Consider the following 14470-nt stretch of genomic DNA (forward strand, 5'->3'; position numbering starts at 1 on the left):
TGAGATAACTTGTTTTTATGAAATAACTTAGTCTCAATGAGACTGACGGCCCTAGTACACAGGATACGAATCTCACCACTCATTATTTATGGTGAAGGAGGAACTTATGACATCAAAAGAAGCAATCCTCAGTGAATCTGCTCAAATCGTACAATCTGCATTAATTGAGCGCGGCCTCGAGACGCCGATGTTGCCGAGTGAGCTAAGCGCTGAAGTACGCAAAGACAAGATTGAGCATCATATGCGTGAAATCTTGACCTTAATGTCACTAGACTTAAGCGATGATAGCCTAGCCGATACCCCGCGTCGTATCGCCAAGATGTATGTCGATGAGATATTCTCAGGCCTAGACTACGCCAACTTCCCCAAGATCACCGTTATCGAAAACAAGATGGGCTTCGATGAGATGGTAAAGGTGAATGACATCAGCTTAACCAGTACCTGTGAACATCACTTAGTGACTATCGATGGCCTAGCGACCGTAGCCTACTTACCGCGCAAGAACATCATTGGCCTGTCTAAGATTAACCGTATCGTACGTTTCTTTGCTCAGCGCCCTCAGGTGCAAGAACGTCTGACTCAGCAGGTTCTAGTGGCGCTACAGGCACTACTAGGCACTAAAGACGTGGCAGTTAAGATGGATGCGGTGCATTACTGCGTTAAATCACGCGGCGTGATGGACTCGACCAGCTCGACCACCACTACAGCACTAGGCGGCATCTTTAAGTCCAACCCAGCGACAAGAGCTGAGTTCTTAAGCAATTAGGTCCTAGGTCCTAGGTCCTAGGTCCTAAAAGATTAAAGCACCAAAACAAAAACGCTGCGTCATAAACGCAGCGTTTTTTCGTTTTCGGCGAAGCAAAAGACCGAGGACAGAACACTCGTAGACTCGTTCACGGATAACAGAACGGCCTTCGGCCTCACGGAAATCTAAGCAGATACGAACGCTTCGCTACTGTAGACGGAACGTTCGTAGACTCACTTACAGCACGCTCCTCGCTGACGGTAAAACAGCATAAAAAAATGCCGCGATTATATTTAACTATAATCGCGGCATTTATCTTTTCCGTTATCCGTAAGCGCAGCATTCCGTTATCCGTGAGCGCAGCGTTCCGTTATCCGTGAGCGCAGCATTCCGTCATCCGTGAGCGCAGCATTCCGTCATCCGTGAGCGCTGCGCTCCGTTATCCGTGAGCGCAGCGCTCCGTTATCCGTGAGCGCTGCGCTCCGTTATCCGTGAGCGCAGCGTTCCGTTATCCGTAAGCGCAGCGTTCCGTCATCCGTAAGCTTTAAATCCCATACTGGTCGCGGTAAGCGCTTACTGAAGCAAGCTGCGCTTCCATGCCTGATTTTTCAGACAAGTAATTGATCAAGTCTTCAAGCTTGATGATTGAAACGATGTCACAACCAAAATCACGCTCAACTTCTTGAATAGCAGAAAGCTCGCCCTTGCCCTTCTCTTGACGGTCTAACGCAATCAACACACCCGCAAGTGATGCCTTGTGCGCAGCAATGATCTCCATAGACTCACGAATCGCCGTACCAGCAGTGATCACGTCATCAACTAGCATTACGCGCCCTTGAAGTTCGCTACCTACTAGGCTGCCACCTTCGCCGTGATCTTTCTTCTCTTTACGGTTAAAGCAGTAAGGCATGTCGATATCGTGGTGATCACACAGTGCTACAGCAGTCGTGGTCGCGATTGGAATACCTTTGTATGCAGGGCCAAATAGCAAGTCATACTCAATACCAGAGTCAACTAGTGCCGCTGCGTAGAAACGACCTAGACGCGCTAAGTCACGGCCAGTGTTAAACAGGCCAGCGTTAAAGAAATAAGGGCTAGTGCGGCCTGACTTTAACGTAAATTCGCCAAATCGAAGTACCTGACGTTCTAGGGCAAATTCAATAAACTCACGTTGATAGGCTTTCACAATCTCTCCTTAAAAATGTAGGGGTAATACTCTATGTATTATTTAGTAGTATTTAGTATTAGTTGATTTTTTTTACTTACAAAAAGGACCCCGTAGGGCCCTAATAACAAAAACGATGATTAGCTCAATGACGCTTTCTGGATATCTACGATTTCGCGAATACCGTGCTTAGCCAAATCAAGTAGGCTCAATAGCTCTTCGTGGCTAAATGGCTCACCTTCTGCAGTACCCTGGATCTCGATGATCTTACCGGTTTCAGTCATTACCACGTTCATGTCAGTTTCAGCAGCGCTATCTTCGATATATTCTAGATCGCAGATTGGCTCGCCTTTATAAATACCAACACTTACCGCAGCAATAAGGAACTTAAGTGGGTTAGTCTTCAAGATGCCTTTACCACGAGCCCAGTTAAGCGCGTCAACTAATGCAACACATGCACCAGTGATAGCAGCGGTACGAGTACCACCATCGGCCTGAATCACGTCACAATCGATAACGATAGTGTTTTCACCTAGAAGCTTCATGTCTACCGCAGCGCGTAGTGAGCGACCAATTAGACGTTGAATTTCTTGAGTACGACCAGACTGCTTACCGCGAGCGGCTTCACGCTGCATACGGCTATGAGTAGAACGTGGCAACATGCCATATTCAGCAGTTACCCAACCTTGGCCTTGGCCCTTAAGGAAACGCGGTACGCCTTCTTCAAAACTAGCGGTACACAGTACTTTAGTGTCACCGAACTCAACTAATACCGAACCTTCGGCGTGAGCAGTAAACTGACGAGTGATAGTCACAGGGCGAGACTGTGCTGGAGTTCTGTTGCTTGGACGCATGATGAATTCCTGTATTTTAGGGCATGGGGTAATTTGGCTGCATATTATAGGGATATGTGCGCCACTATGCTATCTGAATCCATAAACTCAACAGAAAACAGCCTTCTGATTTTCCACATAAGCTCGCAATAACAACAATCGATTCCCAAAAGCCTAGCGCAGCGCCTTATCATCACCACTGCATGAGCAAAATTACCACTAAAGCCTGCACCTTAAATTTGTTTGGGTATATAATCACAACTCACTTAGACGAATCACACTGGAAATCATCCATGATCCAAAGCATGACAGCCTACGCTCGTATCGAGCACAAAGCAGATTGGGGCACCGCCTCTTGGGAAATCCGTTCAGTTAATCAGCGTTACTTAGAAACCTATTTACGCCTACCAGAACATTTCCGCAGCTTGGAGCCTGTTCTTAGAGATCGTCTACGTAAACGCCTAAACCGCGGTAAAGTCGAAGTAAACCTTCGCTATGACCTAAATGAAAAGAACGACAGCGAGTTACAGCTAAACCAAGATCTAGCTAAGCAGATTATCAATGCCGCTAACTGGGTGAAGAACGAAGCCGGCCAAGGCGAACTCAACGTGGTTGACGTACTGCGCTGGCCAGGTGTGATGTCAGGCTCAGAGCAAGACATGGATGCATTAGGTAAAGAGCTATTAAGCGCATTTGACGGCGCAATAGATCAATTTATCGAAGCTCGTGGCCGTGAAGGCGATGCGATTAACACCATGCTACAAACACGTCTTGACCAAATCGTTGAGCAGGTCACCATCGTTCGTGGCCACATGCCAACCGTTATGCAATGGCAGCGTGACAAGCTAACCAACCGTTTAGCCGAAATCACTGGTGAACTAGACCCTGCTCGTATGGAGCAAGAGATGGTACTACTCGCGCAGAAGATGGATGTTGCCGAAGAGATGGATCGCCTCGATGCACACGTAGCTGAAACGCGCCGCATTCTAAAGCAAGGTGGCGCACAAGGTCGCCGTCTAGACTTTATGATGCAAGAGTTTAACCGTGAGTCAAACACCCTAGCCTCTAAGTCAATCAGTGCCGAAGTCACCTCTGCAGCAGTTGAGCTTAAAGTACTTATCGAGCAGATGCGTGAGCAAATTCAGAACGTGGAATAAGATTTTTATCGATTTGAATTAGCCTGTCCAAGCCCAGTTTATCACTGGGCTTTTGTTTGCCTTTTGGAGTTAACCTTATTCTTTAGCTACAAAGTTAGCCTCAGTACGCCCCCGCCATCAGGCGCTTTGCTCTATCCTGCAAACCATCCAAAATCGAATCTCGTATATGTACAGGAAAGTCTTCGGGCAACTGAGTCTTAACCTTCATAATCACGTTATCTACTGAATCAGCAACCTCTCGCAAAATGGCTGCCATAGTAGCGAGATCAAAGCCAACCGCTTTCGCAGTTTCGATAAAGTGTTTAGGGAAAATCTTTACTATCTGATACTTCTTACCTTTGGTAGCTTTGAGCCCCATAGCAAGCTTGGCATCACGGATATTTAGGCCCTTGCCACCAATTACTGGATACATGGATATAATGTCGTAAAAGGGAGTTAATCGATACCCGCCGCCAACCTCAATAAATAGCGAGAAGTTTTTAGCATGGCCGTCTGTTGCCGCTAAAAGCCAGAACAGCACTTGCGACTTCATAAAGTTATACCTATCTTGCTCTGAGTTCATAGAGCCCAGTAAATAAGGTATGATATGCTCAACACCCGGCCCGCCGTGACTTTCATATTTTTTAGCCGATGGAATATTTAATGTTTGGCAGAAATCCTCTTGTGGCAATCGCATAATCCATTGGCCATCGCTAGATAATTTACGATCAAAACGTGCTACTGCCAGCGCCTTATTATCACCAACTTTAATTATTGAGCAATCTGGTACATCTAAGCCAAACTCCCTTACTATCATCATACACAGATATTCGTTTTCAACGCTGTCAGACATATCAATAGTGTATGAATGACTCTGTATCTCACCGATAGGCAACTTAATGATATGTGTAGTCGGTGTAGCTTTAATTGGAAGCTGCCATCGGCCATCTAAATTAAGTAAGGCGGTCTTCTCTTGGGCACCTGCAATCGATATTCGAAAATCATCTTCATCGCTTAGCATGCCTAATGGAATATCTGACTGATAACCTTTGAGCACTTTTTCCAATGCCTCATCAGATAAAGGTTTAGCTTCAATCTTTTTAACCTCAAAGGGTTGCTGCTCATGGGGTACTAACTGCAGTGCACCAACACTGTCTTGACCGACTTTAGCGAGTAGATCGAACGCTTGTGTCGATTGCGCATTGTGACGAGCAACAATCCTGTTTCTCACCTCCATGTTATCTGGCAGTAAATTATCAAAGAAGTTATAAACCTCATCGCCTTTATACGCTTGCGAACGCAATGGCATAGACAGTGAAATAGGACGACTGCCAGGCGTATCTAGCCATTGGGCTGCATACTTAAACAGATGAGAGCCTGTGGTCGATTTAGTAAACTCACCGACCAAATAGCCATTCATATAAACATCCAGAACTGCCATTACCACTCCTCCTTCCACTCTTGCTCGGAGGCGGTGCTTTTATCATCATTCAGCCGTTCCGCTAGTTCTGAATTCCTAACCTTTATATCCAGCTCAAGGTTCAGTGCTGATAGAATTTTAAACAGCGTCTCTAGCTTGGTGGAGTCAGGGTTCTGTTCAAAGCTTGAAACTGTATCCTGACGAATGCCGACTTTACTACCTACCTTGCTTTGCGAGAGCTTCATATTCAATCGTGCATCTTTGAGATATGCGCTAAGCTGCTTTGAGTTCGTCACCTTCATGCTCACTTTCCTGTAGACCTATTACTAGACCTACTTTACACGCTAAAGCAGGTAAATCAAGTTTCACACGCTTTAACCGTTAAATCACGCATTACACGCTAGAGGCGTTAAAATAGAGATTACACGCTACAACGTGTAATAGATGTACTAAGTTTTAATTTATTAATAGGTAAAACAAAGGAATACACGAACATTCAGAACAACAACTACATTAACTCGTTATTCCACATTAAGCTCCTAAACATAAAATAAGCCCGAGTGCATTTGTTGGGGATATTAACTTCTCAGCTTAATGCTAGGCTTTTTGTTGATTTAAGCGAAAACGTTTCTCCAAAGCCAGCTAGGACTCGCACATCTTCGTATGGAGCAAGAAATGGTACTACTGGCGCAGAAGATGGATGTTGCCGAAGAGATGGATCGTCTTGACGCCCACGTAGCAGAAACTCGCCGCATTCTGAAGAAAGGTGGCGCACAAGGTCGCCGTCTAGACTTTATGATGCAAGAGTTTAACCGTGAATCAAACACCCTAGCGTCTAAGTCAATCAGTGCCGAAGTGACGGCCGCAGCGGTAGAGCTTAAAGTATTGATTGAGCAAATGCGTGAGCAGATCCAGAACGTAGAGTAATTGATTCTGAGATTGTGAAAGTTGTTGTAAAAGACAAATAGTAAAATATAACAAGAGCCCAGCTAAATGCTGGGCTTTTTGTTGGCAAAACAGCCATAAAGTAAGGCTGTAAATTCAACGTAATAAAAACAAACTAAATATTCAAAACTTCTTCAGCTTGTCTTTGTTTCAGGCGCGTTGGATAGTCTTTATCCATCGCGACTAAAAAGCTATTCACACTCTCAAACTCTTCACTTTCATAGACAATTTTAGCCACCTCTTCAGCAATTCTTCGCCCATGGATCAAAATGATTGGATACTTATCTTCAATCACTTCACGCTGAACAGAGTCAGAGAAATAACTAGTAGTAACATATACACCTAGCCAGCCACGCTTTAGGCGGGCAACTGTTCGGGCAATATGATTGCCTCCCGTTGGACTATTTAATGCCTCACACTTAGCTTGCCCTAAAACAATCAATTCAACTTTTGAAAAGCCACTGCCTAAAGTCACCTTACCGACAAAGTCTGCGCCGCCATCACTAGAGCCTTGAGTCACCCAGCCTTTATGATATATACCGAACTCACGATCTATCACCCGCGCGGCGATTACTTCAGCAAGCGCCTCGAACCGGTGTTTTTTGTTGGCGTAATAGATATAGATTTCATTCAGAATACGATCGGATTCAGAACCCGGAATAGGTTTCTGGTTAACTGTCTTTTCAAGACTGAGTTTAGAAACACGGCGGCGCAGCTTATTAAGTGAATTACTTCCCTCAATAAGCCATTGACGCCAACTTTTAGGGGATGCTTTATTGGTAATAGATAGCGAAAATCCTTTCTTACGCCGGCTATTAATCCAATCCCACTCAAACTCCTCATGCTCACTAGCGATGCAAAGCACTGTGAAGTCGAAAGCATAATTAGTAAATGTGCGCGCTAACTTATTATCCCATTGAGTCACGAGTTCGACGCTATTGATGATCCCAAGTCCATAGAATTGTGGATAGCCTTTAGCTACACCGTTAATCACAGCACGTTTAAAGAACAATATTGGAGGAGTTAATGCCCTTTCTTCAGCTGAGTGAGAATGAGCTAATCGAAAGGCTTCGAGAAGCGCCTTGTTTCCCGGGGCTGTAGCAGGGTCTTTACCGGGTTCTTTGTTGTCACCAAAATAGCGAATATGACCATTATCGACATCGTAGAAATCTTCCCACGGTGTCTCAATAGAACCTTTCTTATTCGGACTACTAGAAACCAAGATAGCAGAACGAACAAGCTCACCAGAGTTAGTTTTTATCTTAGCTGAAGGATTAATTCCTTTCTCAAGTTGGAGATTATTAGCTTCTGAATGCTTTGTCAGGAAATGAAAATTAAGATGACCATCCTCATACATATTTACAGCGCAAGAAGGTTTCTTATATCTGAGTACTACACCAATTTGAATTTCCACTATGTTAATCACCCAAATTCATTCCCTTAGGGCCTACACTAGCACAGTGGCAAACATAAGATAATGATATTAATGGACTATTCAACAATTTGTCTCATTGGTTTGATATTATCACGATTTATTGAAAGCTACTTCTATAGCTAGTATCAAATACCGATACTGGCAGGCTCAGCATGTGCTCACAGACACAAGCCTTGAGCAAAAGCTTAAACACTCTCCACCAGCCTAACTTTCAACCATCAAACGAGTGGCTTTACGCCACTCATTCATCCAAGCAAACACACTCTTGACCATCTCAGGCCTAAACTAAGCCCCCAACCCAGCCCCTGTGACTAGCCTGTTTTTTTAAACACTGTTTTCTAATTTAAAGTCATTGAATCTCTTGCTGTGTTCAATAAATCAACTCATTTTGAAATTTCCTTACAAAACAAGTATTAACAAAACTTAATAATTGGATAATTCGACCAACAATCGTGCGATTTTTAGGCCACCGAAACGGCAACAAGTATTTTACTTTTCATTTCGTTGTTTAGGCTATTTCCCGTTGCTACCATCCGCGCACTTTCCATTTGAAGTTATTTGTCATGCCAACTTGCGAGCAGCTATTAGCTGAAAAGTTAAACTCTGAACACGTAAACTCTGAACAGCCACACAATGAAAAGTTACCCTCAAAAATTCTAAATCCTATCTTAGTTCAAGGCGCGATGGACGTTGAAGTCGAGACTCTTATTGCCGCTCTAAACGATGTAAAACAAAAGACATATGGTGCGTGGACTTTCTGGGAAGGTCTATTAGATGGCTACCCAGTTGTGGTATCACGTACCGAGATTGGTTTGGCTAACGCCGCCGCATCAACCACTTTGGGCATTGCGCATTACCAGCCAAAAGTTATCATCAATCAGGGCACCTCTGGTGGCCACGATCCTAAGCTATTCCGCTCTGACATCGTGATTGGTGAAACCAGCTTTAACATGGGCGCGTACAAAATTGAGTTCGTTGAAAAAGGCCAAGGCATACACCCAACAACTTGGCAGAACTTCGATATGCCAATGTACCTGCGTGAAAACGGCGTGGTGGTTGAGCACAATCACTTTAAAGCCGACCCTACCCTAGTTGAAATCGCCCTTTCGCAAGCAAGCAGCTACACCCAAGGCAAAGTGGTACTGGGTAGAATTGGTAGCTGTGACGAATGGAACCGCGAAGTTGACCGTATTAACTGGTTCCACGAAACCATGGGCACTTCAGTTGAAGAGATGGAAACCTCTGCGGCTGCGCAAGTAGCCGAAGCTTACAAGCTACCTTTTGTGAGTATTCGCGTGCTGTCTAATACCGACCAACATAAGCAAGACTTTGAGCCGCAAACGGCGATTGATTGTCAGGTTTATGTGCTTGATGTCATTAAGGCATTAATTAAGACCTTTTAGTAACGACGATGGGGATACAACTTGTATCCCCATCTCGTTAGTGCTCGCCTAAAAGTGCTTCATTTAATGCTTAACCGCATTAAAAAGTAGGCAGAGCGTTAGCTAATACCTTTCTTTAACTTATTTAAGTTATTAACTTATTTAGCAATAGACAAAATAAATGCAAATTTTAATCAGTATTGTTGGCATCATCGCCCTGCTTGCAGTGGCCTTTCTTGCGTCTGAAAATCGTAAAGCCATTAATTACCGCACAGTCGGAATGGCGTTTTTACTGCAGTTAATCATGGGTGCATTTGTCATCTATTCATCGTTTGGCCAAGCCGTTATTTTTAATATGGCAGAAGCGGTTTCGACCGTGATTGGCTACAGCAACGAAGGCATGTCGTTTATGTTTGGCGGCCTTGTTAGCGATAAGATGTATGAACTGTTTGGCCCAGGCGGCTTCGTTATCGCCTTTAAAGTTCTACCAATTATCGTGTTTTTCTCGGCGATTTCGGCGGTGCTGTACTATCTCGGAATTATGCAATGGGTGGTTCGTATTGTGGGCGGCGCACTGCAAAAAATCCTTAATACCAGCAAAGCGGAATCTATGTCTGCCAGTGCCAACATCTTCTTAGGTGTGACGGAAGCGCCACTGCTGATTAAGCCTTATATTCCTAAGATGAGCCGTGCTGAATTGTTTGCGGTAATGTGTGGTGGTTTGGCGTCAATTGCAGGCACCATGCTAGCGGGTTATGCCCAGCTAGGCATTAAGATGGAATATCTATTAGCAGCCTCGTTTATGGCGGCGCCGGGCGGTTTACTGTTTGCTAAGTTATTGATCCCGCAAACCGAGAAAGTAAACGATCAAGACCTAACAGTTGTAGAAGAGAACCCACCAGCCAACATTATTGATGCTGCCACAACTGGCACCATGAACGGCCTGTCACTGGCCATGGCTGTGGGCGCTATGCTGTTTGCTTTTGTCAGCTTAGTCGCGCTAATGAATGGCATGCTAGGTGGCATTGGCAACTGGTTTGGCTTTGACGGTCTAAGCTTACAGCTGATCCTTGGCTACCTGTTTGCCCCTATCGCTTGGCTAATGGGTGTGGCTTGGGATGAAGCGCTGTTAGCAGGCTCGTTCATCGGCCAGAAGATAGTGATCAACGAGTTCTTTGCATATATCAACTTGGCACCTTACCTAAGTGGTGATGCGATTGTTGAGGCAACAGGCATGCCTATGTCTGAGCGTACGCAAGTGATTCTATCGTTTGCACTGTGTGGCTTTGCTAACTTAGGCACGGTAGCGATTGCGATTGCCGGCATTGGTGGTTTAGTACCTGAGCGCCGCTCTGAAATTGCATCACTTGGCTTAAAAGCACTGTTTGCAGGTATCTTGTCAAACCTAATGGCAGCAACCATTGCTGGCTTGTTTATGAGCCTGGCTTAAGCAAGCAGCTTGTGATGCTGCAGCGCTCTGCATCATCTGGGTGATATTGACACCGCCTCGCTGTAGGCATAAAAATGGCCGCTATTAGCGGCCATTTTGTTTTCTATGTTTTCACTCTTGCTGTTTTACTTATGAATGATTAACCGCTCACCGGTCAGCTCATCGATGGCGTAAATCGCTTCAAGATCATAATCAACGATAAAAAATTGCTGAAGAGCACCAGAGTATACGCCGGTATCAAAATCAAATGGCGTTGCGCCGCTACCAACAAACTTGCCTGAAAGCTCAGTATATTCACCCGTTGATTGATCCACTTTATAGAGCCCAGAATTAGCATTACCATTGATGGCAATAAGCTCATTACCCGCCCAGATAAGACTTTCAATACTGTTTGATGATAAGTTTGGCATCAACTTGTCTTTTGAGAACCAAGTTAAACTTCCATCACCGGTAGAAATTTGAACTAAGTTATCATCCATTTCTACAATGAGTGCCTCACCATCGGGGCTGAGAGTCAATGAATCTATTCGATCATACTCAAACTCTGTGCCGATATAGTCTAAATTACTGCTAAAATCTGTGACTTCGCCACTATCAAGATTGATCTTTTTCCAGAAAAGCTCATCAATCCAGTTTTCACCGTCATAGTAATTATTTTCGGTTAAGGTGAAGGCTAAATTCTTGTCAAAATCGATAGCAAACTCAGACTGCATATCCTCAATTAAAGCAATATTGATAATATCCAGCGTATCGAATTCAAAAAAGTACAGGCCTCCAGCGTCATAATCTTTGGTCAAGTAAAAACCGGACTCAACAGGGTTTACAGTAACGTATTGTTCAAAGTAAAAGTTAGGTTGCTCATCGATGTCATTATTAACGGATAGATCGAATACTGTTTCTAACTGGCTATTATCGGTTGCATCAATCGGGAACCGATACATTGCAGGGCTCTCATCGCTGCTATAGTAAAGCGACTTTTCATCACTCGATAAAGCAATGCTTCTAGGGTACCTAGATAAGTTAATATTGACGCTGTCATTACCTGACGCAACAAACGCCCCACTATCTAAGTTATAGGTGATGAGCATCTGTACACCTTCATCCCAAATATGCACATCTCGACCTGCAACATGTGCACTTTCAACTTCTTCAAAAGGGGATATTAGGTTTCTAAAATCGGCAAAACTCTCGACGATTTGTAAGTTAAGGTCAAAGGTAATCGCCCCCTCATCGATAATCAGCGTCAGTTTATTGCCCTGTTCATCATAGATAAAGTCTTTATAAAACCTTAAAGAGAGGTCCAAGCTGTCGATATCAGCTTGATAATCACTCCCCTGCCATATAATGCTCATCTGATCATTAACTTGATCAATTTTATATAGCTTTGGCGTGCCTACATCTCCCCAGAGCAAGTCACCATTGTGATATTGCAGCTCGTAGCCCCTATCGACCTCGATTCCAAAATCTGACTTTGCCGCATATAGCTGAGTCTTAATCCCAGTAGTCAGGTCAATTTCAAAAATAGTACCGTCAGAGTGCCAATCAGGAATAAGCAGCTTGTTATTATCTCCATTAAACACAATGGAATTAAATGCCTCATAACGCAGATCTTGGAACAGCACGGTAGTTGTAAAACTTGCAAGATCTAATGCCACCACTGTTAATCCGTATGTCTCAACAGCCGTCTCTAAAGTCCCTGCTATCACTAATCGGTTGCTGGCTTCATCGACAACGGCCTGTTCAGGTTCAAAATCGAAATCTGCTGTAGCTTGAAAAATGATGCTTCGCTCATCTGTCACTAGGTTATGCTGAATAATCTGCTTGCTGCTGTCATTAATAAGGTAAACATGATCACCAAAGGCAGTGAGACTCTCATTTTCCAAAATGAATGGCTTAGTATGCTTAATTGTTCTTTCAAAATTCTTGTATTCAAGCGTTTGGGTTGGCAGTACGCTCGTTTCAGGAGTTATTTCTAGCGTTTCTAGCTCGGCAATCGGTAGCGTGACGGTCCAGTTAAGAAAGTTATCAGAGCTAGTAACTGCTTCTCCATTAACCATTAAGCTCGATAGCTCAAATGAGCTGATCCCTCTGATTACAGTTGATCTCGCATCGGTTATTGCGCTGGCAGGTGGGTAAACGAGAGTAACCTCAACAATATCTCTAGGTAACAGCGTTATAGCAAACTCTTTCTCCAGTGCGTTATAACCATCACTGACTTGAAGCTGAACAGTCAAGCTGACACTCTCTGCAATAGAGGAAGGCGTCGTTAGCTGCACTACACCATTCGAACTTGAAACTCCAAACCCATCGGCAGAATCCTTAAGCGTCCATGAAATTTCTAAGCTATCGCTGTCGCTATCGGAAACAGTAACAGGGAAGCTCAGATCTTCACCTAACTGGAAGCTGTAACTTTCAGTCTCTGCAGTGATTAATGGTACAAGATTAGGTTTAATAATGACCAAGAATTCTTTTGTCTGCGCGTTATACCCATCACTGACTTGAAGTACGGCGGTTAAACTTACACTCTCTTCAATATAGATGGGCGCTGTTAGCTGTACGCCACCGTCACTACTTGAAATATCATAACCTTCAGGTGAATCTTTTAATTCCCATAAGATATATAAGTCATCACTGTCGCTATCAGTAATCGTAACAGGAAAGCTCAGATCTTCACCTAACTGGAAGCTGTATGCATCAGCATCGTAGCTAATTTGCGGCGCAAGGTTTTGAGTAATTGATATTTGAGTTTGTAAGGAGACTTCACTACTTCCATCAGACACACTGACCTGAACGGTAACAAGTACCCCCTGTTCTAATGGGGCTGTAACAACAAGCCGAACTTCATAATCACTGAGTTTTTCAAGCGTGACTTGAGATGGAGCATCTACTAAAAGCCAAGAAACCTGAAAATCATCACCATCTTTATCAGAAGCTAATGCAGCTAAAGATATAACCTCACCTTCCTGATACTCAGTTTTCTCAACTAATAGCTGAATTTCTGGCGGTATATTGTCAGGGGTAGAACTGTCTGATGGACAGCCTGTTAGCAGTAAAGAAGTGAATAAAAATAGCGCAGTTCGGTAGGAGGAAATCATTGTGACCCCTTTGTTATTTACATTTCCCAAACAAAGGTATCACAACAAAACAATGATCTACATCAAAAAACTCTTCAGTTTTTGGTAAAACTGAGTCTGTTTTAGCGATTTTTTCCTAATAACGTACCTAGGCTATAGCTGCGAACGACGATTTATAATCAATTACTTTCTGACAGTTCACCACCACGCGTCATCGGCGTAATATTGGCTCGTGCTTGTTCAAAAGCGGTTTCGGCGTCACCGGAACAGATAGCTTGCACGAGTGCTTGGTGACTTGAGGCACTGTCAGACAGATCATAATCTTGGTGGGTAAGCGCAATATATGCCTGCAATGGATATAAGATCTGCTTATATTGGCTTTGCATGCGCACACTGCCGCAGATCTCAATGATCAACTGGTGTAATTGCCAGTCCATTTCGCTAATGCGGCGGGTGTCATCACTGTGTTGTAAACACAGCAATTGATATTCTTGAAAAAAATCGGCTAAACGGGTTTTGTCTGTTTTACTGGCCCACTTGGCTGCCATCGCGGCGGCTTCGCCTTCTAGGGCGACGCGTAAATGATATAACTCCCACAAGTCTTGCTCGTTAATCTCAACCACTTGCCAGCCTGAATAAGGCTTTTGGATCACTAAGCCTTCGTTCACTAACGAATTTAGTGCCATACGCACAGTGCTGCGCGATAACTCTAACTGCTTAGCTAACGCACTTTCCACCAGCTTTTCGCCTAACTTGATGTGGCCTTCTAATATATGCGTTCGCAGATAACGGATGGCTTGAGACTCTAAACTTTCTTTGGTGATTTTCATATCGTTTACTGATGGATCAAATAGTGATTGCGTATAATGTAAGTGATTGAACAAG

The 14470-nt window shown here is 44.0% G+C and carries 11 protein-coding genes and 1 pseudogene; 5 read left to right on the top strand and 7 right to left on the bottom strand.

Annotation, left to right across the window (positions count from 1 at the left end; translation table 11 throughout):
- The first annotated feature begins 106 nt into the window (after positions 1 to 106).
- The gene (folE, locus tag SPEA_RS20185) at positions 107 to 766 is read left to right on the top strand and encodes a GTP cyclohydrolase I FolE (RefSeq protein ID WP_012157034.1); all 660 of its coding nucleotides are present in this window, start codon (positions 107 to 109) and stop codon (positions 764 to 766) included.
- A gap of 523 nt (positions 767 to 1289) precedes the next feature.
- Here folE and pyrE read toward each other — a convergent pair.
- Entirely contained in the window at positions 1290 to 1931 is a 642-nt protein-coding gene (gene pyrE / locus SPEA_RS20190; RefSeq protein ID WP_012157035.1) for an orotate phosphoribosyltransferase, read from the bottom strand.
- Between the two features lie 119 nt (positions 1932 to 2050).
- Positions 2051 to 2764 carry a ribonuclease PH gene (gene rph / locus SPEA_RS20195; protein ID WP_012157036.1) on the bottom strand — a complete coding sequence of 238 codons (714 nt, stop codon included), beginning with the start codon at positions 2762 to 2764 and terminating at the stop codon, positions 2051 to 2053.
- Between the two features lie 272 nt (positions 2765 to 3036).
- Between rph and SPEA_RS20200 the strand changes: the two genes are divergently transcribed.
- On the top strand, positions 3037 to 3900 hold the full coding sequence (locus tag SPEA_RS20200; RefSeq protein ID WP_012157037.1) for a YicC/YloC family endoribonuclease: 864 nt from the start codon (positions 3037 to 3039) through the stop codon (positions 3898 to 3900).
- Between the two features lie 100 nt (positions 3901 to 4000).
- Here the strand turns inward: SPEA_RS20200 and SPEA_RS20205 are convergent, their stop codons facing one another.
- The gene (locus SPEA_RS20205) at positions 4001 to 5320 is read right to left on the bottom strand and encodes a type II toxin-antitoxin system HipA family toxin (RefSeq protein WP_012157038.1); all 1320 of its coding nucleotides are present in this window, start codon (positions 5318 to 5320) and stop codon (positions 4001 to 4003) included.
- A complete protein-coding gene (locus SPEA_RS20210; RefSeq protein ID WP_012157039.1) occupies positions 5320 to 5601 on the bottom strand; it encodes a helix-turn-helix domain-containing protein in 282 nt (93 codons plus the stop codon). The genes SPEA_RS20205 and SPEA_RS20210 overlap by 1 nt, the downstream gene beginning before the upstream one ends.
- A gap of 355 nt (positions 5602 to 5956) precedes the next feature.
- On the opposite strand from SPEA_RS20210, the pseudogene SPEA_RS20215 reads away from it, so the two are divergent.
- A pseudogene (locus tag SPEA_RS20215) lies at positions 5957 to 6226 on the top strand (endoribonuclease YicC domain-containing protein); the annotation flags it as partial.
- 133 nt (positions 6227 to 6359) lie between these two features.
- Here SPEA_RS20215 and SPEA_RS20220 read toward each other — a convergent pair.
- Positions 6360 to 7658 carry a restriction endonuclease gene (locus SPEA_RS20220; protein WP_049768020.1) on the bottom strand — a complete coding sequence of 433 codons (1299 nt, stop codon included), beginning with the start codon at positions 7656 to 7658 and terminating at the stop codon, positions 6360 to 6362.
- Positions 7659 to 8242: 584 nt separating this feature from the next.
- Between SPEA_RS20220 and SPEA_RS20225 the strand changes: the two genes are divergently transcribed.
- The gene (locus SPEA_RS20225; protein WP_012157042.1) at positions 8243 to 9082 is read left to right on the top strand and encodes a 5'-methylthioadenosine/S-adenosylhomocysteine nucleosidase; all 840 of its coding nucleotides are present in this window, start codon (positions 8243 to 8245) and stop codon (positions 9080 to 9082) included.
- A gap of 160 nt (positions 9083 to 9242) precedes the next feature.
- Complete coding sequence (locus tag SPEA_RS20230; protein WP_012157043.1) at positions 9243 to 10511, top strand: NupC/NupG family nucleoside CNT transporter; 1269 nt, start codon at positions 9243 to 9245, stop codon at positions 10509 to 10511.
- Between the two features lie 125 nt (positions 10512 to 10636).
- Here the strand turns inward: SPEA_RS20230 and SPEA_RS20235 are convergent, their stop codons facing one another.
- Positions 10637 to 13606, bottom strand: a complete 2970-nt coding sequence (locus SPEA_RS20235; RefSeq protein WP_012157044.1) for a hypothetical protein — start codon at positions 13604 to 13606, stop codon at positions 10637 to 10639.
- Between the two features lie 158 nt (positions 13607 to 13764).
- Positions 13765 to 14415: a GntR family transcriptional regulator gene (locus SPEA_RS20240; protein ID WP_012157045.1), complete on the bottom strand. Its 651-nt coding sequence runs from the start codon at positions 14413 to 14415 to the stop codon at positions 13765 to 13767.
- Positions 14416 to 14470: the final 55 nt, after the last annotated feature.

This window comes from Shewanella pealeana ATCC 700345 (assembly GCF_000018285.1).
Lineage (GTDB): Bacteria > Pseudomonadota > Gammaproteobacteria > Enterobacterales > Shewanellaceae > Shewanella > Shewanella pealeana.

Bases quoted from the DNA above. Each gene is read 5' to 3' on its own strand.
- folE (WP_012157034.1), top strand. From the start codon at position 107: ATGACATCAAAAGAAGCAATCCTCAGTGAATCTGCTCAAATCGTACAA.
- rph (WP_012157036.1), bottom strand. From the start codon at position 2,764: ATGCGTCCAAGCAACAGAACTCCAGCACAGTCTCGCCCTGTGACTATC.
- SPEA_RS20225 (WP_012157042.1), top strand. From the start codon at position 8,243: ATGCCAACTTGCGAGCAGCTATTAGCTGAAAAGTTAAACTCTGAACAC.
- SPEA_RS20235 (WP_012157044.1), bottom strand. From the start codon at position 13,606: ATGATTTCCTCCTACCGAACTGCGCTATTTTTATTCACTTCTTTACTG.
- SPEA_RS20230 (WP_012157043.1), top strand. From the start codon at position 9,243: ATGCAAATTTTAATCAGTATTGTTGGCATCATCGCCCTGCTTGCAGTG.
- SPEA_RS20210 (WP_012157039.1), bottom strand. From the start codon at position 5,601: ATGAAGGTGACGAACTCAAAGCAGCTTAGCGCATATCTCAAAGATGCA.
- SPEA_RS20200 (WP_012157037.1), top strand. From the start codon at position 3,037: ATGATCCAAAGCATGACAGCCTACGCTCGTATCGAGCACAAAGCAGAT.
- SPEA_RS20205 (WP_012157038.1), bottom strand. From the start codon at position 5,320: ATGGCAGTTCTGGATGTTTATATGAATGGCTATTTGGTCGGTGAGTTT.
- SPEA_RS20240 (WP_012157045.1), bottom strand. From the start codon at position 14,415: ATGAAAATCACCAAAGAAAGTTTAGAGTCTCAAGCCATCCGTTATCTG.